This window comes from Richelia sinica FACHB-800 (assembly GCF_014698825.1).
Lineage (GTDB): Bacteria > Cyanobacteriota > Cyanobacteriia > Cyanobacteriales > Nostocaceae > FACHB-800.
In genome coordinates this window covers 100854-120733 of record NZ_JACJTT010000004.1, presented here as the reverse complement: position 1 = coordinate 120733, position 19880 = coordinate 100854, and the positions used below count along the sequence as shown (strand labels likewise).

Genomic DNA, 19880 nt, shown 5'->3' with positions numbered 1-19880 from the left:
GCAATAAACATGAAGGTAAGCAAAAAAAGCTTGTTGGGTGTTGGAGGAACTTTATTAGCCCTGAGTGGGTTGGCTTTCAGCACCTTGGGATTTACTCAACCAACCATCGCTAACTCCACTTCCAATCCACAAGCACCAAGCTTACTTGCTAAACGCCTCAAATCATTAACAATAGTTTTTCCTAGTCGGTCGGATTCCACTGATTTACAGAATAAAGCCAACTCTGTCGCTGCATTTTTATCTAAAGAGTTGGGAATGCCAGTGAAGGCGCAAATTGGTGATGATACCGCAGCCGTAGAAGCATTGAGAGCAAATCGAGCAGATGTGGCTTTTTTGAGTAGTCGTCCAGCTTTGAAGGCTGAACAATTAGCAAATGCACGCTTGTTCTTAGCGGAAGTACGTGACAATTATTCTGGCAGATTCACTTACAACTCTGTATTTGTGGTTCCTAATAATAGCCGTCTCAAGAGCAAAAATTCTACGAAAGCCACTCTAGACCAACTACGGGGTAAAAAAATGGCGTTTACCTCCCCGACTTCTGGTTCTGGTTTCATTTTCCCGGTCAGTGAGTTAGTAAAACAGGGATTTGTAGAAAATCGCGATCGCTTGGATGGCTTTTTTGGGCAAATTACATATGGTGGCAACTACAGCAAAGCTTTACAAGCTGTGTTACGTGGTCAAGCCGATGTAGCCGCAGTGTCAGAATATGCCCTATTCCCACCCTACATTACCGCCGAAGAAAGAGGCAAATTGCGGATATTGCATAAGATATCTGGTGTTCCTGCCCATGGTATTGCTATTGATGATGATGTTCCGGTCATTACCAGAGAAAAGATCATTAATGCTTTATTGAAGTTAAATAAATCCGAAAACAACCAACTGCTCAAAAACTTGTACAATTCTACAGAATTGGTACGAGTTGATCACAACCGTCACCTCCGTCCTGTACGTGACGCATTGAAAAATGCAGGTATTGATCCATAATTACAGCCAAAAACACTACAGGAATTGTTTCCCTATACCAATGACCCATTACACAACACCAGCGTGAAATTGATTGAATGTCGCAACCTAGAGACAGCTTATGTCAAGTCTCTACACCGTCCCATCCTTAATGGTATTGATTGCCAAATTAACCCAGGAGAATTTGTCGTTTTGCTGGGACTAAATGGTGCAGGTAAGTCAACATTTCTGAAATCTCTAGTGGGTTTGGTGCCATTGGTAAAGGGAGAAATTATCGTTGATGGAATTAAAATCACACCCCATACACAGTCACAAGTCCGTCGTCACATTGGGATGTTATTTCAAGGTGGTGGGCTAATTCGACAATTAACAGCAGTGGAAAACGTCCTGTGTGGACGTTTGGGTGCGAGAAATAGTGGACAAACCTTGTTTGGTTTTCCAAAACGCGATCGCCTTTTGGCATTAGAATTATTAGAACAACTGGGATTAAAAGACCAGGCTTATCAAAAAACTGGTCAACTCAGTGGTGGACAACAACAACGGGTCGCTATAGCCCGTGCCTTAATTCAATCACCTCAAATACTTTTAGCCGACGAACCCATTACAGGCCTAGATGTAGTGGCATCACAACAGGTCATGCAAACCTTAGCAGACCTGAATACTCAGCATGGCTTAACTATAATCACAGTTCTTCACGACTTGGGTATAGCCGCAGAATATGCCCATCGAGCTATTATTTTAGATGCCGGACGCATCAGTTATGATGGCAATTGTGACAACCTACAAACCCAATTTTCCCAAGCATTGAGTTTAGAAACAAGCCCAACTTCCACAAAATGAAAAAACCTTTGAATTCTCAACTTCCACACATGTACCCTTGGGTACAACCTCTCATCATTTTTTTCATTCTTGTTTCTCTATATGTTTGGGCATTAAGAGGTTTAGAAGTAGATTTTGAACTTGTTCAAGATAGTTGGCCCCACATCACTGATTTTATCTCTCGTCTATTTCCTCCAGATTTCACAGTTGTTGACATTGCCATAAAGGCATTAATTGAAACGGTACAAATGTCTCTTTGGGGCACTACCATTGGTGCTATTCTTTCCTTACCCATCGCCATTGCTAGTGCCAATAATGTTGCACCTCCATGGTTGCAATGGTTAGCTAACTTACTCCAAAATACCGTCCGTTCCGTTCCTTCAATTATCTTAGGTTTAATCTTCGTTGCTGCCACAGGTTTAGGCGCACCCGCAGGTACTTTAGCCTTATCAATATACACCATTGGCTATCTCGCTAAATTTTATCAACAAGCAATAGAAGCCGTAGATAAACGTTCTTTAGAATCTTTACAAGTTATTGGTGCATCTAGAATTCAAATTGCTCAATATGGCATATTACCCCAAGTGTTACCTTTGGGTTTAGGTTACACCATGTGGATGTTTGAATATAATATTCGTGCTGCTTCTGTACTAGGTGTAGTAGGTGCAGGAGGTATTGGATTTCAGTTAAAAAGTTACATTGATGGATTTGAGTACACTAAAGCCACAACCATGATGTTAGTTTTGTTAGTGGTAGTGACAGTAATTGATATTTTTAGTAGTAAGTTACGTCATTATTTAGATCAAATGTGATCTTAATTTATCAATTATTTTGTAGGGTGTGTTACGCTAAAAGCTAACGCACCCGCAACAAACGACAAGGCTTTACACTATACAACAAACTCTATATCAAAATGTCTCAACATAGATGAGATATTGAACATTGACTTACTCAGAAACCCAAGTAGTATTTTTGGTTTCTCATCATAACCCTCTTCCATGACTCTAGGGAACACAAAATTTAAGACCTTGATTTAACAAGGGTTTTGGCGATTTATTAATGTTTCAAAATGTTCGCCATATTTTGTTAGTAATAAAATGTTCAAACCTTTATCACATCTGGATTTCAAAATTAGGAAATTATTTTTGTGATTCCCAGTTTAATGAAAGAGGGACAACCAAACCTAGTAATTAAACTCCAGCAAAAATAGTCATTATTTTTGCTACATCACTCAGTCGGTTCTGATTGTTACTACCAAAATGCTTATTTACCAACCCTGGAACCTGTGATGCTTGAATGCGAGTATAGTGGGTTTTATCTGGCATGATGAGATTAGGGCCAGCTTTGCACTGCTTCATGCAGCCAGTACCTTTTATGGTCACTTTATCTTCTAAACCATTCTTTCTTAATTCGGACTCTAAAGCTTGGCACAAAGCCTTACCACCACGCTTCATGCAATCTGACTTTTGACAAACTAGAATACTTTGGGTTTTAGCTGGTTTAGTTTGGGGATGCAACGGTGATGGAGAAACTGATGCAACTTTTTCCTGGTCAGAATTTTTAGCAATAACACGTTCTGCTTTGAATTTGAATGTTCCTTTCTTGTGATCAAATTTTTTTGTCCCTACCACTTGCAACCAAGTTCCTTTAGGTAGTTTCCAATCAAAATTAATGCGTAGATTTTTCGCTAATTTTACATAAAATTCTCCTTCCACAGTTTTAATTAAGAAACCTTTTAATTTATACCCATCTTCGATCACAAAGTCTAAAAATCTGCCTTCAATACAAAATTCTCGGATGTTGGTATTTAGAGATAAACTCATTTTAATTACACCTAATTTCTCAAAATCGATTATTCTTTGTTGGTTAAAACTACTGAGAAGCAAGATGCCAGCAGTTTTCTAGTGTGGATATTAATTCTTGTCGAGAAGCCGTACAGGATCTGAGTACGCTCCATATTTGCATGGCAACATTGGCATTGGTTATTTCTACCTGCAATGGCTGATTCGCTTGGCAAAAACAAGGAATATCTAGCTCGTTTAGGCGTTGATAAACTTGCCAACGGTCTGCCCAATTTACCCTCACAAAATACTTGATGCCGGTTTCGGTGCTAAAGGATTCCAAGGGAATTGCCCTCAAAATGCAATATATTTGCAGTAATTATGACAAATTAACTCCCTTTAATAGGGAGTTGGCGGTATTTGATGTTCTTAATCTAAGAATACACTAAGTGCAAATAATTGTCATTAATTTTGAAAAAATTTCTTGACTTGGTGGGGTGGATTGACTGCATATTTGCTGGCGAGAGTCAAGGATATTTTTGATATTCCTGGGTGAAGATGGGAAAATTTATTAAAAGAAAATCCTTTTATTCATCAATCAACTGGTTGAGTTTTGAATGTTATTTACCATCAAAATTAATCACCTTTTTGGTAGAGGGAGTTAATAAATACACTTGTGAAGATGGAAAAAACATTCTGAGGTAGACAAATGACTAAAGCCAATCCAGTTGAAGTTCAAAAACACTTAAAAGGAGTAGATTATCCTGCTGATAAGCAAGAATTGATTAGACATGCACAACAACAAGGTGCTGATCGAGAAGTTCTCTCTCTGTTAGAACGATTGCCAGAAGATGAGGAATATGAAACTCCTGCTGAACTCAACAAAGCTATAGGTGAGATTCAGTAGGTCATACAACTGGTGGGGAATAATCACCTGATTTCCCACCAGTTTTACTAACTAAATGAATAGATTCAATTTGAATAGATTTTTCTAAACCTTTCGCCATATCGTACAGAGTCAGTGCGGCAACAGAAACAGCAGTTAAAGCTTCCATTTCTACGCCTGTTTCTGCTTTGGTTTTGACGGTGCCATAAATTTGATAACCAGGTAAGTTAGAGTCTGGGGTAATTTCTACTTTGATTTTGTGCAAAGGTAAAGGATGACACAGAGGAATTAAGTTAGATGTTTGCTTGGCCGCCATAATGCCAGCGATTCTGGCAGTTCCTAACACATCTCCTTTAGCAATATTTCCGGCTTGAATAGCAGCAAAGGTTTCTGGTTGCATCCGCACTATCGCCACAGCTACAGCTTCCCGCACAGTGGGAACTTTAGCAGATACATCCACCATTTGGGCTTCCCCTTGGTGATCAAGGTGGGTGAGTTGGGGAGAAATTGAAAAATTATCTTGCGTCATTGGCTGAGGTTGTGCTAATATGAAATTCGTGCGGTTAAGGGCGTGTAGCTCAGTGGACTAGAGCACGTGGCTACGGACCACGGTGTCGGGGGTTCGAATCCCTCCTCGCCCGTTAAAAAAATGATGGCACAAACGCGAAAAGATTACGTTTGTGCCATCGTTTTTTTGTTTATTTTAAGGCATAGCCATCTATACCCCGACCTAGAGCGAAACGTAATGATGTAGTGAGACTTTTGCTAGATTGGGTGAGAAAGACAATTGTGGCTATGGTAGTGAGTGCGATCGCTACACTAAACATACTCCGATAACCTATAGTTTCGGCCACAGCCCCAAAAATTGGCCCTGCACCTACTAAACCAATATCAAACCCCATTAAAGATATCCCAAACACTTTTCCTCGTTCGTGGGGTAATGCTCTATCTGCCATCATTGCTGACATTGTGGGAAAGATGGAACCAGCAGCGGCACCTTCCATGAACCCCCCCAAGAAAAATTGAGCAGGAGTAGTTGCTAAATAGATACAAGCTACAGCCAAGGTGTAAACGATTAAGCTGAGGGTGACAAATAAACCTCGTCCATATTTATCAGAAGCGCGACCAGTAAATAACCTGACACCAAAGCTGGCAATAGCCGCAGCAGTAAAGAATAAACCACCGTTGAAATCCACTCCTGTGGATTTGATAAATAGAGAAATGAAGGTATGCACAGATCCTAAGGATAAGCCCATTAAAAACAAGACAATAGCAGGGACACGGACACGGGGACTAAGTAATAGTTGCCAAAATCTATTGTCTATTTCGTTTTGCGGTGGTTTATTGATGACTGGATTAACAACGGGGAAAAGACAAAGGAACCCTAAACTAGCTGAGGCTGCACAGGATAAAAATAGTGCAGTATAACCATAACTAGCATGTAACAACCCTCCTATAGCTGGGCCAATAGCTGTGCCGATAGGAGTAGTTAAACTCATGTAACCCATGATTTCACCGCGTCGGTGTTCTGGTGAAAAATCTGCGGCTAATGCCGTGTAACCTGTGGCAAAGGCAGCAATAGAAATCCCATGAAAAGCCCGAACAGCCATGAGAGGAATTATGGATTTAGCAAATAAGTAACCCAAGGGTGCGATCGCTGCTACCACCATCCCAATTAACAATACTATTTTTCTGCCCTGGCGATCGGCCAAAAAACCAAATTGCGGACGAAACAGCAACATCCCCACAGCAAAGCTACCCATGACAATGCCAATTTGTTGCTTCGTCGCTCCAGTTTCTTCAATATATAGTGGCAAGGTAGGCAAGAAAGCCGATAACCCTGACCAGAATAATAAACCTGCTGCAAATAGCATCAGCAGATTACGTCGCAGTTCAGGATGCAAACCATCAAAAGCTTTCAAGGCAAATACTTCGTTAATGCTAAGAGAGTAATATTTTTATTGTTACGTTACTTAACATTTTTTGCCACTACTTCCCGCACCCGATAAATAGGTCGTCCCTGGGATTCATGGTAAGTACGCATCAGCAATTCTGCTAACAAACCAAAGCAAAATAACTGTACACCGGTTACCAACAATAAAACTGCTAAAATTAGCAACGGACGATTGCCAATATCCACATGGAAAAATAATTTGACGAAGGTTAAATAAATTCCTATTCCCGACCCAAATATCATTGAAACTAAACCCAACAAACCGAAAACGTGCATTGGTCGGGTGAGAAACTTTTTCATAAATAAAATAGTGAGCAAATCCATTAGCACCCGAAAAGTCCGGGAAATACCATATTTACTCTGACCAAAGCGTCGGGCATGATGACGCACAGGTAATTCTGTAATTCTTGCACCTTCTATATATGCAAGGGCAGGTAAAAAGCGGTGCAGTTCACCGTAAAGATTCATATCAGCAACCAGTTCTGCCCGATAAGCTTTGAGAGAACAACCATAATCATGTATATGTACGCTAGTAGTGCGACGAATCAGCCAATTAGCAATTTTAGAAGGTAATAGCCGATTTATTGCCCCATCTTGCCGATTCTGTCGCCAACCACTGACCAAATCATAACCCTCATCCAACTTGGCCAATAATATAGGTATATCCGTCGGATCATTTTGCAAATCAGCATCTAAAGTCACAACAGCCTTACCTATGGCATAATTAAAACCAGCCGCCATTGCCGCCGTTTGTCCATAGTTGCGCCGCAAAATTACCGCTTTGAGGTCAGTGCGAATTTGTGCCTGTTCCTTGAGAAGTTCCGCAGAACCATCCGTAGAACCATCATCAACACAGATAATTTCATAACTTAACTCACTAGCAATTAAAGTAGAAGAAATTGCCTCTAGTAATAACGGCAAGCTCTCTACTTCATCTCGCACGGGGACAACAACAGAAACATTTGGCACCACTGGTAAAATAACTTCATCTTCTCCCACAACTTGCTGAGAAATTAAACTACTTGGCATAAGCTACTCAAAATTTACTGATGGTTGAAGGGTTCACGGCGAGAGTATTTGTGCTAAATTATCCCCTCTGTGGTTCATAACTTTTTACAACTCTACCAGCCCCTCGTAGTTGTTTATAGTATGACTGACTAACCTCATCTCCCTGTTCAGAAAGTTGGTCTATCCCGATTCCATTTCGTCCTTGGTCTTTACCAGAACTGTGGATATAGCGACCATCTCCCAGATACAATGCCACGTGGGTAGCTTTTTGAGGAGTTCCGAAGAAAATTAAATCTCCTGGTTGTAACTCGTTGATCTCAATAGGGTGAGTAAAACTTTCCTGTTGATAAGCATCCCTTGGTAGCCAAACACCCACAGATTTAAAAGCTGCTTGCATTAAACCAGAACAATCATAATTTGGCCCTACAGTCCCACCCCATAGATAAAAATTAGCTTCCTGCATTGCCTGTTGAGTAAAAGCAATTACCTGTGGTAGGAGTTGTTTAATTTCTGCTGTAGATAATAATTGAGCCTGATAAGCTACAGTAGCAGGTTGGAGATAAGTTAAATCTTTGACTGATACCCAACCTGGATAATCATCTTCACACAAATAAACCTCAATAGCTGCATCTTGATGGTTAGAAGTTAAGTGTAAATTTCGACCAGTAGCGGCTTGAGTTGCCAAGCGCTTACACTCAGGAGAATCATATAAATTTAGATCCACTGTACATTGATATTCTCCCGTTGGGGAATGGGGAATTTGAGAGTTTAAATTATAGGACATTATTCACAAATGGTTTTTTTTAATCACAACGGACAACTGGAAAATCTTGGTAATGAAATTTTAGAAGCAACTTGGTCTGCATTTCCGAGTTTAAATCATAACCAAATTGCTTTGACTTGGATAGTTTATGATCCTCCTGTACCAGTTAATACTGGTGGTGCATTGACACCAAATGCTTTTTGGAAACATTCTGTACGGGGTTATAGTTATCGTGGTGAAGAGAGAATTTACCCTGCTAGTGTGGTGAAGTTGTTTTATGTGGTAGCTGTTCAGGAATGGTTAGCTAAAGGGATGGCCCACTCTTCTCCAGAGTTGGAAAGAGCGATGAAGGATATGATAGTAGATTCCAGTAATGATGCCACTAGCTTAATTGTGGATATCCTCAGTGGTACTACTTCCGGCCCAGAATTACCCACAGGGCCGTTTGAAACCTGGAAATATCAACGGCAAATTATCAACCGCTATTATCAATCTTTAGGATGGGAAGAATTAGCAGCGATAAATGTTTGTCAGAAAACTTGGGGTGACGGGCCCTATGGACGGGAAAGAATTTTTTACGGTGAAATGTTTGAAAACCGAAATATGGTGACTACCAATGCCACTGCCAGATTATTACATAGTATTGTGGGCGGGGTGGCTGTGTCGAGTGAGCGATCGCAATCCATCATGGCATTACTCAAACGCAGTCTGAACCCTGACGATTTACCCAAAGATGTAGAGGAAGACCAAGTTACAGGCTTCTTAGGCGCTGGATTACCAGAAAATAGTCAAATTTGGTCAAAAGCAGGTTGGACAAGCTCAGTACGCCATGATGCTGCTTATATTGAACTATCAGACCAACGTCCTTATTTGTTAATAGTGTTTACAGAAGGAAAAGCCCAAGCTAAAAATCGCGAAATCCTACCTTTTGTTTCTAGAAAAATAGCCACAGCAGTGAGTAATTTATAAATGTAGAATTTATCAGAAAACTGGGTATAAAACCTCTCCCTAAAAGGGGGAGGTGATTTTTGATTCACTTGAATTTACCAAAAACAGGGTTTGAGGTGTAATCCCTGTTCTGTCACTCTCCGAAAACATTTGCCATTTCTGAATTCTAGAGTCTTTGCATAGGAAGCGATCGCACAATTTTTTGCTAATCACAAATGCAACACCCATTTTTTTCTAATAGGATAGCTTGTATGGATGGACTGATAAAGCTTTCAGAGATTGCCCTCCCGGAAAGTGACAGAAGAGGGATAAGGGTTAAAATAAAAACTTCTGCAACTAGCTAGTGATAATAATATATAATGATATCACGGTAAGCGTGTCTACGTAAAAATCAAGTATCGCAGGGAGAAATAAATTGTGGAAGAGATAATGCAGAAAGTATATATATTGATATATGAAGCTTGCCAAGATATTAATAAATCACAAGATATATCTAGTAAAATAGTCGGTTTACCGGAAAAAAGTTTTGATGATATTCTAGCTATTCTTCAAAATGAAGGATTTAATAATATAGGATCTAAAATACTCGCAAAGGAGGTATTAACTCTCTTTAAATAATTCTCAATAACAAAAGTTATCATAAAATTATAGTTGCGTAAAAACTACCACATATCAAAAATTTGAGAGTAATTTATCAATCGTAAAAATTACTTGGTGGTTAGCTACACTAGTTGTGTGTGATTGCAGAAACCACAACTTTGAGTGACCAGAAGTGAAGCAGGAGCAAGTCAAAAAAATGGTTCTTCGGTACTTTTTATGGAGAACCCAGTTCCAAATCATTGAAAACCTTATTGTGTAGGCATTTCATTAAAAATATTACGCATAATAGTTTATAAGCCTTGCACCGTAAGGGTTTTGTGGTAATCAATCTTCAATTACCATAAAATCTACGCAAGAACCAAAAAAATAAGCTGCCATTTCCCTTTAATTCATAATTCAATTAATATGAAAAAAATTGATCCATATCAGTGTAGTAATCAGTATATTCATCAGTCGAATAATTAGGTATATTCCGGCTTAATTCATCAATGCAATCTTCAATCCAATATTCTTGACAGGTTTTTTCTCTATCTACAATAGGCTTTGTATTATCGTAATGCTGTATCAATTCTTGAATAATTTTTTCATCAGTTGTGTAAACTCCTATTTCTTTTATTTTCGTGTTTTTTGAGCTTAAAAAATTGTGACTTCCTATCATTGCAAATTTATCATCACAAATCAAATACTTTTCATGAGTTCCGATAAATTTTAATTGAAAATATGTTTTATATTCGACTTCCAAAGTATAGATATCTTGTAACCCACTATATTCCTTTCTTTTAATCAAATTGTAAAATTCTATTTCAGGTAAAGAATCAGGAATATCTGATGTATATCCACAGGCTATATCAACCCGTATACCACGTTCTAATAAATTTCTTATTGCCTGAACTTTACTGTTATCAACAATCTGCTTCCTTACCCAAAGACAAACCATAATCAATCTATCTTGTACCTGCTGTAATGCTTGATTTAAAACACTCAAACTTTCATTTGTATCATATACGAGTTTGTAAATCATATTTTTATAAAATTTTTTGAATCATTAGTAGCTCAAGGTAGGCATCTTCCATTTTATTACTAACTTTACCTCCTGTATATTTGCTATTTAAAAATCTAATGATTCTAGTAGGGCTGGAAAGTTTATTCTTGACTTGGAATTTACAAACATTACTGACTACAAAATATAGTATTTTAAATTCAACAATAAATTCGCCTATTACATAATAAAGATTAGCAGTTTCGCCTTGGTAAAATTTATTTTCATAGTTCATATTTTTAGTTTTAAAAAACTAGAATTATTTTCTATGGAGTATTACAGATTAGCAACATAATTAAATATTGATAATAGTCAATAATAAAAAAATATAAAACTTACGCATTAAGTAAAAATTGTAGTAGCAATTTGTGAATATAACTACTAGAAACTCTAACTTATTGCGTAAGTCATCAAATATCTAAATATCCAACATTTAAGTATTAGATATCACAGCAATACATTCAATTTCCACTAATACATCTTTAGGTAAACGAGCAGCTTGCACACAAGCACGAGCAGGTGCTGTATCTTCAGGAAAATATTGAGCATAAACCGCATTCATTGCAGCAAAATCCTTCATATCTGCTAAAAATACACTAGTCTTGACAACATCTGCAAATGTTGCTCCTGCTTCAGTCAAGATAGCTTCTAGATTTTTCATTACCTGTTCGGTTTGCTTTGTCACATCATCAGTATAGACAACATCACCCAACCGAGGATCAATGGCAATTTGTCCAGCTACAAACAACATTTGCCCAGAAGCCAGAATTGCTTGATTATACGGCCCCACTGGTGCAGGTGCTTTGTCAGTACGAATTACTTTGCGAGTCATGGATATCTCTGTTCCTAAAATAGTTACTGGTTGTCCGAAATCTAAATCAGTAGATGTCGGTTTGTATACTTCTCCATCAGGCATTATCGCACCAGTTAGGTCAGCACCTTTAAAACTTGCCCCATAAATATTTGCACCGTTTAAATTGGCTTTTCTCAGATTTGCACCATCAAAGTTTGCCAGCATTAAATTAGCATCTGATAAACATGCCCTTTCTAAATTGGCACCTTGTAAATAGGCATATTTAAGATTAGCTTCTCCTAAATATACGCCAACTAGGTCTGCGGCGATAAAATTCAAATTTGATAAATTAAATTTCTCTAAACTAATACCCCGTAGGATAGTTTTATAAAAAATTGCACCTTGAAGGTTTGCACCATTCAACTCTGCTTGAATCAGATTAGCTCTAGTGAAATCTGCACCTTGTAGATTAGCATTAATTAATTTTGCACGGCTTAAATCTGCATTACTTAGATCGGCATAACTTAAATTAGCTGAACCACCTTGGATTCCTGCGAGATTGCTACCTTTTAGAGATACTCTCGCTAGACTCGCTTCCCAAAAGTTGGCTTTTACTAATGTAGCATCACTAAAATCTGAGCCATTCAAGTTTGCTCTATATAAATCTATCTGACTTAAATCTCTTCCCTTCAAATCTATACCTTTAAGATTAATTCCATGAAATTTACGTTCTCCTTGGGCGTATTTTTCTAAAAGTGCTTTAACATCCATAACAGAAAATCAAATAATAGGTTTATTCACGAATATTTCATTAATTGACTGCAATTCTTTTTTAGCTAATATTCATTCAAGGATATAATTGTATCAAAAATAGCAGTAATAAAACATGTTCCTGTTAGCGAAAATTTTGGAAAATATAAATTTTGTAGTTATTTTTTGAAGCTCAGAAAAAGACGGATTGTTTTTGATAAAGACTTGGTATAGATAGGTAAACCGGTATAGCAACCTTTTACACAAACAGATTTGTTTTTGCTATGTTTAGCTAGGTGAAATTACATTTCTGACCATCGGCAGCGTCAAAACGCCCTTGATCCATACATTGTTAAAAATAATCACAGCTTTGTGATGTCTCTACATGAGGTAACTATGGCTAAACTTTCTGAAACCACACTGAACAATTCTCTACCAATGTCTCCAAATATTAGTGCTAATAAGAGTGTTGCTGCAACTGAATTGCGTCCTTGGGGTTCTTTTACGGTTTTGGAAGAAGGGCGGGGATACAAAATTAAGCGCATAGAAGTTAAACCTGGACATCGCCTCAGCTTGCAAATGCACCACCATCGTAGTGAACACTGGATTGTGGTTTCAGGAACAGCTAAGGTAGTTTGTGGCGATCGCGAAATTTTGTTGAGTAATAATCAGTCTACCTATGTTCCGCAATGTACAGTCCATCGTTTAGAAAATCCTGGTGTCATTCCTTTAGTCTTAATTGAAGTCCAAAATGGCGAATATTTAGGCGAAGATGACATTATTCGCTACCAAGATGATTATGCCCGCACCCAGAAGTAGTAATTAGGGCATAGAGAACGGGAGACAGGTAAAAAATTTCTTGCTCTTCATCTTCCTGTCTCCTCTAGTTCACCCCCAGCGATCGCATCTTGAGTCCCAACCCACTCAATGTTGTCACCCCAAGCTATGATCAAAGTGACACTCCTAAACTCCCGAACTCCTGTAACATAAATCATGGAGTTGACCTCTGTCACAAACATTCCATGATTCAATTGAGTCCATCTGCTACCAACGAAATCGGGCGATTAAAATCAAAACAGCCTGCCAATACTCTGCTTCGTCTCCGGGTCAAATCTGGAGGTTGTGCTGATTGGTTTTATGATCTCTGTTTTGATGAAGCAACAACAGTTGAGGATCAAGTTTTTAACTTGCATGGTATTCAAGTTGTTATAGATACCCAGAGCCTAAATTATATTAATGGATTAACATTAGATTATTCTGAGGATCTCATGGGTGGGGGTTTTCGTTTTCATAACCCACAAGCCATCAGCACCTGTAGCTGTGGTAATTCTTTCTCCATTAGTCAGTAGTCAATGGTCGTTTGTCAGTTATAATGGACTGTCAGCCAGTGACAACTGACCACTAGTGATTGACAAAAAATCACAAAAAACGATATAATCAGGATTTGTTAAAACTTAGACCATAAGCAGCTTCACGCGCTGTAACTCATGCCAACCATACAGCAGCTAATACGTAGTGAACGCGAAAAAGCGCGTCAGAAAACCAAGTCCCCGGCTTTGAAACAATGCCCTCAACGTCGCGGTGTTTGTACCAGAGTCTACACGACTACACCTAAAAAACCCAACTCAGCCCTCCGCAAAGTAGCGCGGGTAAGATTGACCTCTGGATTTGAAGTCACCGCTTACATTCCAGGTATCGGTCATAACTTACAAGAACACTCTGTGGTCATGATTCGAGGTGGTCGGGTCAAGGATTTACCTGGCGTGAGATACCACATTATCCGTGGCACCTTAGATACAGCCGGAGTGAAAGATCGGAAGCAAGGTCGTTCCAAATATGGAACTAAGCGTCCGAAAGAAGCGAAAAAATAGGAACAAGGCGATTAATCCTACTTAAATTGATTAATCGTCTTACTTCAACCGCCACTCCCAAAGAACTCAAAGGCGACCTATTTTTGTCAGCAATCAAATTGCACCCCACACTAAGCGAGCAAGTGCCAGGGTGTGAAAAAAAACCTATCCGCGATAGCAGCGCTTTAATCTAAATATTAAAGTTTCTTATGTTGTCGCCTTGTGTATCTGGTAGCGGTTTGGAGGTCAATTCTTTTCGCCTCGCTGCATCTAGAGACAAAAAATAGAGGAAAATCAGCGGGACATTAAACCGCTTTTACTTTCCGGTGTTCTGATAGCATATAATTTCGTTGCCAAATTTCCGAATTTTAAGGATGAAGTATGTCTCGTCGTGGTGTTAGTCAAAGGCGCGCAGTTCCGCCTGACTCAGTTTATAATAGTCGCCTTGTCAGCATGATGATGAGGCGAGTAATGCGTCATGGCAAGAAATCTCTTGCGGCTAGAATAGTTTATGACGCTTTAAAAACTATTGAAGAACGTACTGGTGCAAATGCGCTAGAAACCTTTGAAAGAGCAGTGCGGAACGCCACACCTTTAGTAGAAGTGAAAGCCCGTCGTGTTGGTGGTGCGACCTATCAAGTACCAATGGAAGTACGCTCAGAGCGTGGTACTACCCTAGCATTGCGCTGGTTAGTGCAGTTCTCCCGTCAACGTCCTGGCCGTACCATGGCCAGCAGATTAGCCAACGAGTTAATGGATGCGGCTAATGAAACAGGTAGTGCAATTCGCAAACGTGAAGAAACGCACCGCATGGCCGAAGCTAACAAAGCATTTGCACACTATCGTTACTAAAAAAATCACCGATATATCGCCCAATGGATCGCGGTATATCGCTAATTTTCCCTAAGAAGACGGTTTCCCGTAAAAGTATAGAATCTTAACAAAGAGTAATATACAAGATATCATGAGGCAAAAACTATAGGAGGCTACTGTGGCACGCACAAACCCGCTGGAGAAAGTACGCAATATCGGTATTGCGGCGCACATAGATGCGGGAAAAACAACAACAACAGAGAGAATACTATTTTACTCTGGAATTATTCATAAGATTGGAGAAGTTCACGAAGGAACTGCTGTAACAGACTGGATGGAACAAGAGCGGGAGCGGGGAATTACCATCACCGCGGCTGCCATCAGTACCAGTTGGAAAGATCATCAAATTAACATTATCGATACTCCTGGGCACGTTGACTTCACCATCGAAGTTGAACGCTCCATGCGTGTGCTAGATGGTGTAATTGCCGTCTTTTGTTCAGTAGGTGGTGTGCAACCCCAGTCTGAGACTGTATGGCGGCAAGCAGACCGCTATAAAGTGCCTCGGATTGCCTTTATTAACAAGATGGATCGCACTGGTGCCAACTTCTATAGAGTGCATGAGCAAATGCGCGATCGCCTGCGGGCAAATGCGATCGCCATTCAATTGCCAATCGGTAGCGAAACCGACTTCAAAGGCATTATCGACTTGGTACGGATGTGTGCATACATGTACAACAACGACCAAGGTACCGATATTCAAGAAACAGAAATTCCTGCCGACTTACAAGAACAAGTCGCAGAATACCGCAACAAGCTGATCGAAGCAGTAGCGGAAACCGATGACGATCTGATGAACAAGTACTTCGAGGGTGAAGAACTGACAGAAGAGGAAATTCGGACAGCCCTACGCAAAGGTACAATCGCTGGCACTATCGTCCCAGTGCTGTGCGGTTCAGCATTTAAAAACAAAGGTGTGCAATTAATGCTGGATGCAGTAGTAGATTACCTACCTGCACCCATTGATGTACCAGCTATTCAAGGTACATTACCTAATGGTGAAACAGTAGAGCGTCGTTCCGATGACAACGAACCTCTCGCTGCTCTAGCATTCAAGATTATGGCTGACCCTTACGGTCGCTTAACCTTCATTCGCGTCTATTCTGGCGTACTGAAAAAAGGTAGTTACGTTCTTAACGCTAGCAAAGATAAAAAAGAACGTATTTCTCGCCTAGTGCTCATGAAAGCAGACGAGCGTCAAGATGTTGACGAACTGCGGGCTGGTGATTTAGGAGCAGCAGTAGGATTAAAAGACACATTAACAGGTGATACCCTATGCGATGAAGGATCACCCGTTATTCTTGAATCCCTGTTTATTCCTGAGCCTGTCATCTCGGTTGCGGTTGAACCCAAAACCAAGAACGACATGGACAAATTGTCCAAGGCACTACAAGCCCTCTCTGAAGAAGACCCCACTTTCCGCGTCAGCGTTGACCAGGAAACCAATCAAACCGTAATTGCCGGTATGGGCGAATTACACCTAGAAATCCTGGTAGACCGGATGTTGCGCGAATTTAAAGTGGAAGCCAATGTTGGTGCACCCCAGGTAGCTTACCGTGAAACCATCCGCAAAGCTGTGACTAGAGTTGAAGGTAAGTTCATTCGTCAAAGTGGTGGTAAAGGCCAATACGGTCACGTTGTGATTGATTTGGAACCAGGAGAACCAGGTACAGGCTTTGAATTCGTTTCTAAGATTGTTGGTGGTGTTGTACCTAAAGAGTACATTGGACCAGCAGAGCAAGGAATGAAAGAGTGCTGTGAATCTGGTGTCATTGCTGGATATCCACTCATTGATGTCAAAGCAACACTAGTAGACGGGTCTTACCACGATGTAGACTCTTCGGAAATGGCTTTCAAAATCGCTGGTTCAATGGCGATGAAAGAAGCAGCACATAAAGCTTCTCCCGTACTTCTCGAACCAATGATGAAAGTAGAGGTAGAAGTACCTGAAGACTTCATGGGGACTGTGATCGGTGACTTAGTTTCCCGTCGCGGACAGATTGAAAACCAAACTACGGAAAATGGATTGGCGAAAGTAGCATCAAAAGTGCCATTGGCAGAAATGTTTGGCTACGCCACTGATATCCGGTCTAAAACTCAAGGTCGCGGTATCTTCTCCATGGAGTTTAGCCACTACGATGAAGTGCCTCGCAACGTAGCTGAGGCAATCATAGCTAAAAGTAAAGGGAACGCTTAATTAAAAAAGGAAACGAGCATTAATGGCACGCGCAAAGTTTGAACGGAATAAACCCCACGTTAACATCGGTACTGTTGGACACGTTGACCACGGTAAAACAACTTTAACAGCAGCTATTACCATGACCTTGGCTGCTTTGGGTAAAGCAGAAGCTAAAGCTTACGACCAAATCGACAACGCACCCGAAGAAAAAGCACGGGGTATCACCATCAATACCGCTCACGTTGAGTATGAAACTGAAAAGCGTCACTATGCTCACGTAGATTGTCCAGGCCACGCTGACTATGTAAAAAACATGATCACTGGTGCTGCACAAATGGACGGCGCTATCCTCGTGGTAGCTGCTACCGATGGCCCTATGCCCCAAACCCGTGAACACATCCTCTTAGCACGTCAGGTAGGTGTTCCTAAACTCGTAGTCTTCTTGAATAAAGAAGATATGATGGAAGACGCTGAATTGCTCGAATTAGTAGAACTAGAATTGAGAGAACTACTAACCGAGTATGGCTTTGATGGTGATGAAATCCCCATCGTTAGAGGTTCAGGTCTTCAAGCTTTGGAAGCAATGACCAAGAACAACAAGATCCAAAAGGGAGAAAATCCTTGGGTAGATAAAATCTACGAACTGATGGATGCTGTAGACTCCTACATCCCCGACCCTGAGCGTGACATTGATAAGCCTTTCTTGATGGCTGTAGAAGACGTGTTCTCCATCACTGGTCGTGGTACAGTAGCAACCGGACGGATTGAGCGCGGTAAAGTTAAGGTCGGCGATAACGTTGAATTGGTAGGTATCAGAGATACTCGCGCTACCACCGTCACTGGAATTGAGATGTTTAAGAAGAGTCTTGAAGAAGGTATGGCTGGAGACAACGCAGGTGTATTGCTCCGGGGTATTCAAAAGACCGACATTGAACGGGGTATGGTAATTGCTAAACCCGGTTCTATCACTCCTCACACCCAATTTGAAGGTGAAGTTTACGTACTGACTGAAAAAGAAGGTGGTCGGAAAACACCATTTTTCTCTGGCTACCGTCCTCAGTTCTATGTACGGACAACTGATGTAACTGGTACAATCAAAGCTTTCACCGCTGATGATGGTGGTGCAGCCGAGATGGTGATGCCCGGAGACCGCATTAAAATGACAGTAGAACTGATCAACCCCATTGCGATTGAGCAAGGTATGCGTTTCGCAATTCGTGAAGGTGGTCGCACCATTGGTGCAGGTGTCGTTTCTAAGATTCTTAAATAACACCCACCTTTTTGCTCTCATGAACAAGGAGCGGAGATACTAAAATACATCTCTGCTCCTTTCGCTTCCCCCAACCAAATTTTGGATTCTATATTTTGGATTTGGGATTGTATCTAAAATCTAAAATCTAAAATCTCAAACCTTCAATTTAAAGTCTAAAATTCACAGAACCAGGAAAACTAAAGATGGCAACTCTACAGCAGCAGAAAATTAGAATTCGCTTAAAGGCTTTTGATCGACGTTTATTAGATACATCTTGCGAGAAGATTGTAGACACCGCTAATCGTACCAACGCTACAGCAATTGGGCCTATTCCTCTACCAACCAAAAGACGGATCTACTGTGTGCTGAGATCGCCACACGTTGATAAGGACTCTCGCGAACACTTTGAAACCCGTACCCATCGCCGCATCATTGATATTTATCAACCTTCTTCTAAAACTATTGATGCTTTGATGAAGTTGGATTTACCTTCTGGTGTAGATATTGAAGTCAAACTTTAATTTAGTCATTATTGGTCAGTAGCAAAAAACAATGAACTATTGATTACTGAAGTTTTGGCATTGATTTTTTACTAAGCCCTGGGAAAATTTCTCTCAGGGCTTTTTATTTAGCTGGAAAACAAATGATAAGATGTTAGCAAGTACGGGGAAAATAGGAAAAACCAAATTTTAAGAAGTAAATTTTATACCCAAGTAACAATGACATCATCTTCTAAAATCGCAGTTCGTGAGCTACCCCTGTTCCCCTTACCGGAAGTGGTTCTTTTTCCCTCCAGACCCTTACCTCTGCATATCTTTGAATTTCGCTACAGAATTATGATGAACACGATTTTGGAGAGCGATCGCCGGTTTGGAGTGTTGATGGTTGATCCAGTCAAAGGAACAATTGCCAATGTTGGTTGTTGTGCAGAAATTGTTCACTACCAGCGTTTGCCCGATGATCGGATGAAAATGTTAACTTTAGGGCAGCAAAGGTTTCGTGTTTTAGAGTATGTCAGAGAGAAACCTTATCGTGTTGGTTTAGTAGAGTGGATTGAAGACCAACCTCCCACCAAAGATTTACGTCCTTTGGCAGCGGAAGTACAACAATTATTGCAGGACGTTGTGCGTCTTTCTGCTAAATTAACGGAACAAAAGATTGATTTACCAGAAGATTTGCCGGACTTGCCCACAGAATTGTCTTATTGGGTTGCTAGTAATCTCTACGGTGTGGCTTCAGAACAACAATCTTTACTAGAAATACAAGATACAGTGGCAAGGTTAGAGCGAGAAGCAGAAATTTTAATTTCTACGCGCAACCATTTAGCTGCACGTTCTGTCCTCAAAGACACCTTTAATGAAATGGGTTGAGATACATTGAAAATCACAAATTCAAAATGCTTGTAGTATTTCTAACAAGCAT

General features: G+C 40.2%; 24 protein-coding genes and 1 tRNA gene. 15 read left to right on the top strand and 10 right to left on the bottom strand.

Annotation, left to right across the window (positions count from 1 at the left end; genetic code table 11):
• The first annotated feature begins 9 nt into the window (after positions 1-9).
• The 3 genes from H6G73_RS05425 to phnE all read left to right on the top strand — a co-directional run bounded on the left by H6G73_RS05425 (position 10) and on the right by phnE (position 2594).
• Entirely contained in the window at positions 10-984 is a 975-nt protein-coding gene (locus H6G73_RS05425; protein ID WP_190602022.1) for a phosphate/phosphite/phosphonate ABC transporter substrate-binding protein, read from the top strand.
• Positions 985-1047: 63 nt separating this feature from the next.
• Positions 1048-1803: a phosphonate ABC transporter ATP-binding protein gene (locus tag H6G73_RS05420; RefSeq protein WP_190602019.1), complete on the top strand. Its 756-nt coding sequence runs from the start codon at positions 1048-1050 to the stop codon at positions 1801-1803.
• Complete coding sequence (phnE, locus tag H6G73_RS05415; protein WP_190602017.1) at positions 1800-2594, top strand: phosphonate ABC transporter, permease protein PhnE; 795 nt, start codon at positions 1800-1802, stop codon at positions 2592-2594. The genes H6G73_RS05420 and phnE overlap by 4 nt, the downstream gene beginning before the upstream one ends.
• A gap of 378 nt (positions 2595-2972) precedes the next feature.
• Here the strand turns inward: phnE and H6G73_RS05410 are convergent, their stop codons facing one another.
• Complete coding sequence (locus H6G73_RS05410) at positions 2973-3605, bottom strand: (2Fe-2S) ferredoxin domain-containing protein (RefSeq protein WP_190602015.1); 633 nt, start codon at positions 3603-3605, stop codon at positions 2973-2975.
• Between the two features lie 49 nt (positions 3606-3654).
• Positions 3655-3906, bottom strand: a complete 252-nt coding sequence (locus H6G73_RS05405) for an Asr1405/Asl0597 family protein (RefSeq protein ID WP_190602013.1) — start codon at positions 3904-3906, stop codon at positions 3655-3657.
• A gap of 366 nt (positions 3907-4272) precedes the next feature.
• Between H6G73_RS05405 and H6G73_RS05400 the strand changes: the two genes are divergently transcribed.
• Positions 4273-4470, top strand: a complete 198-nt coding sequence (locus H6G73_RS05400; protein WP_190602011.1) for a DUF2795 domain-containing protein — start codon at positions 4273-4275, stop codon at positions 4468-4470.
• A gap of 1 nt (position 4471) precedes the next feature.
• Here H6G73_RS05400 and moaC read toward each other — a convergent pair whose 3' ends face one another.
• A complete protein-coding gene (gene moaC / locus H6G73_RS05395; RefSeq protein WP_190602009.1) occupies positions 4472-4978 on the bottom strand; it encodes a cyclic pyranopterin monophosphate synthase MoaC in 507 nt (168 codons plus the stop codon).
• A gap of 38 nt (positions 4979-5016) precedes the next feature.
• Here moaC and H6G73_RS05390 point away from each other — a divergent pair.
• Positions 5017-5090 (top strand) — tRNA-Arg (locus H6G73_RS05390).
• A gap of 57 nt (positions 5091-5147) precedes the next feature.
• On the opposite strand, the gene H6G73_RS05385 is transcribed toward H6G73_RS05390, so the two are convergent.
• Genes H6G73_RS05385 through H6G73_RS05375 form a run of 3 tightly spaced genes read right to left on the bottom strand, consistent with a single transcriptional unit; the run spans position 5148 to position 8195 of the window.
• Positions 5148-6371: an MFS transporter gene (locus H6G73_RS05385; protein ID WP_242034122.1), complete on the bottom strand. Its 1224-nt coding sequence runs from the start codon at positions 6369-6371 to the stop codon at positions 5148-5150.
• Between the two features lie 47 nt (positions 6372-6418).
• Complete coding sequence (locus H6G73_RS05380) at positions 6419-7432, bottom strand: glycosyltransferase family 2 protein (protein WP_190602007.1); 1014 nt, start codon at positions 7430-7432, stop codon at positions 6419-6421.
• 58 nt (positions 7433-7490) lie between these two features.
• The gene (locus H6G73_RS05375; protein WP_190602005.1) at positions 7491-8195 is read right to left on the bottom strand and encodes a C40 family peptidase; all 705 of its coding nucleotides are present in this window, start codon (positions 8193-8195) and stop codon (positions 7491-7493) included.
• Positions 8196-8204: 9 nt separating this feature from the next.
• Here H6G73_RS05375 and H6G73_RS05370 point away from each other — a divergent pair, with 9 nt between their 5' ends.
• Both H6G73_RS05370 and H6G73_RS05365 read left to right on the top strand, forming a co-directional pair.
• Positions 8205-9143: a serine hydrolase gene (locus tag H6G73_RS05370; RefSeq protein ID WP_190602003.1), complete on the top strand. Its 939-nt coding sequence runs from the start codon at positions 8205-8207 to the stop codon at positions 9141-9143.
• A gap of 396 nt (positions 9144-9539) precedes the next feature.
• Positions 9540-9740: a hypothetical protein gene (locus tag H6G73_RS05365; RefSeq protein WP_190602000.1), complete on the top strand. Its 201-nt coding sequence runs from the start codon at positions 9540-9542 to the stop codon at positions 9738-9740.
• A 382-nt stretch (positions 9741-10122) separates the two neighbouring features.
• Here the strand turns inward: H6G73_RS05365 and H6G73_RS05360 are convergent, their stop codons facing one another.
• The 3 genes from H6G73_RS05360 to H6G73_RS05350 all read right to left on the bottom strand — a co-directional run bounded on the left by H6G73_RS05360 (position 10123) and on the right by H6G73_RS05350 (position 12325).
• Positions 10123-10743, bottom strand: coding sequence for a phospholipase D-like domain-containing protein (locus H6G73_RS05360; protein ID WP_190601999.1), 621 nt, complete (start codon positions 10741-10743; stop codon positions 10123-10125).
• A gap of 4 nt (positions 10744-10747) precedes the next feature.
• Complete coding sequence (locus tag H6G73_RS05355) at positions 10748-10996, bottom strand: hypothetical protein (protein ID WP_190601997.1); 249 nt, start codon at positions 10994-10996, stop codon at positions 10748-10750.
• Positions 10997-11194: 198 nt separating this feature from the next.
• A complete protein-coding gene (locus H6G73_RS05350) occupies positions 11195-12325 on the bottom strand; it encodes a Rid family detoxifying hydrolase (protein ID WP_190601995.1) in 1131 nt (376 codons plus the stop codon).
• Between the two features lie 375 nt (positions 12326-12700).
• Between H6G73_RS05350 and H6G73_RS05345 the strand changes: the two genes are divergently transcribed.
• On the top strand, positions 12701-13123 hold the full coding sequence (locus H6G73_RS05345; protein ID WP_190601992.1) for a phosphomannose isomerase type II C-terminal cupin domain: 423 nt from the start codon (positions 12701-12703) through the stop codon (positions 13121-13123).
• Between the two features lie 47 nt (positions 13124-13170).
• Here the strand turns inward: H6G73_RS05345 and H6G73_RS24725 are convergent, their stop codons facing one another.
• Positions 13171-13299, bottom strand: coding sequence for a hypothetical protein (locus H6G73_RS24725; protein WP_256443782.1), 129 nt, complete (start codon positions 13297-13299; stop codon positions 13171-13173).
• 27 nt (positions 13300-13326) lie between these two features.
• On the opposite strand from H6G73_RS24725, the gene H6G73_RS05340 reads away from it, so the two are divergent.
• The 7 genes from H6G73_RS05340 (at position 13327) to H6G73_RS05310 (ending at position 19828) form a co-directional block, all read left to right on the top strand.
• Positions 13327-13653 carry a HesB/IscA family protein gene (locus tag H6G73_RS05340; protein ID WP_190601990.1) on the top strand — a complete coding sequence of 109 codons (327 nt, stop codon included), beginning with the start codon at positions 13327-13329 and terminating at the stop codon, positions 13651-13653.
• A gap of 138 nt (positions 13654-13791) precedes the next feature.
• Positions 13792-14175, top strand: a complete 384-nt coding sequence (rpsL, locus tag H6G73_RS05335; RefSeq protein ID WP_015140400.1) for a 30S ribosomal protein S12 — start codon at positions 13792-13794, stop codon at positions 14173-14175.
• Positions 14176-14535: 360 nt separating this feature from the next.
• Positions 14536-15006, top strand: coding sequence for a 30S ribosomal protein S7 (gene rpsG / locus H6G73_RS05330; protein WP_190601988.1), 471 nt, complete (start codon positions 14536-14538; stop codon positions 15004-15006).
• Between the two features lie 139 nt (positions 15007-15145).
• On the top strand, positions 15146-17224 hold the full coding sequence (gene fusA, locus H6G73_RS05325) for an elongation factor G (protein ID WP_190601986.1): 2079 nt from the start codon (positions 15146-15148) through the stop codon (positions 17222-17224).
• Between the two features lie 22 nt (positions 17225-17246).
• Positions 17247-18476: an elongation factor Tu gene (tuf, locus tag H6G73_RS05320; protein ID WP_190601984.1), complete on the top strand. Its 1230-nt coding sequence runs from the start codon at positions 17247-17249 to the stop codon at positions 18474-18476.
• Positions 18477-18661: 185 nt separating this feature from the next.
• On the top strand, positions 18662-18979 hold the full coding sequence (gene rpsJ / locus H6G73_RS05315) for a 30S ribosomal protein S10 (RefSeq protein ID WP_015117212.1): 318 nt from the start codon (positions 18662-18664) through the stop codon (positions 18977-18979).
• Positions 18980-19177: 198 nt separating this feature from the next.
• Positions 19178-19828 (top strand): LON peptidase substrate-binding domain-containing protein, encoded by a 651-nt coding sequence (locus H6G73_RS05310; RefSeq protein ID WP_190601982.1) that lies wholly within the window; start codon positions 19178-19180, stop codon positions 19826-19828.
• Positions 19829-19880: the final 52 nt, after the last annotated feature.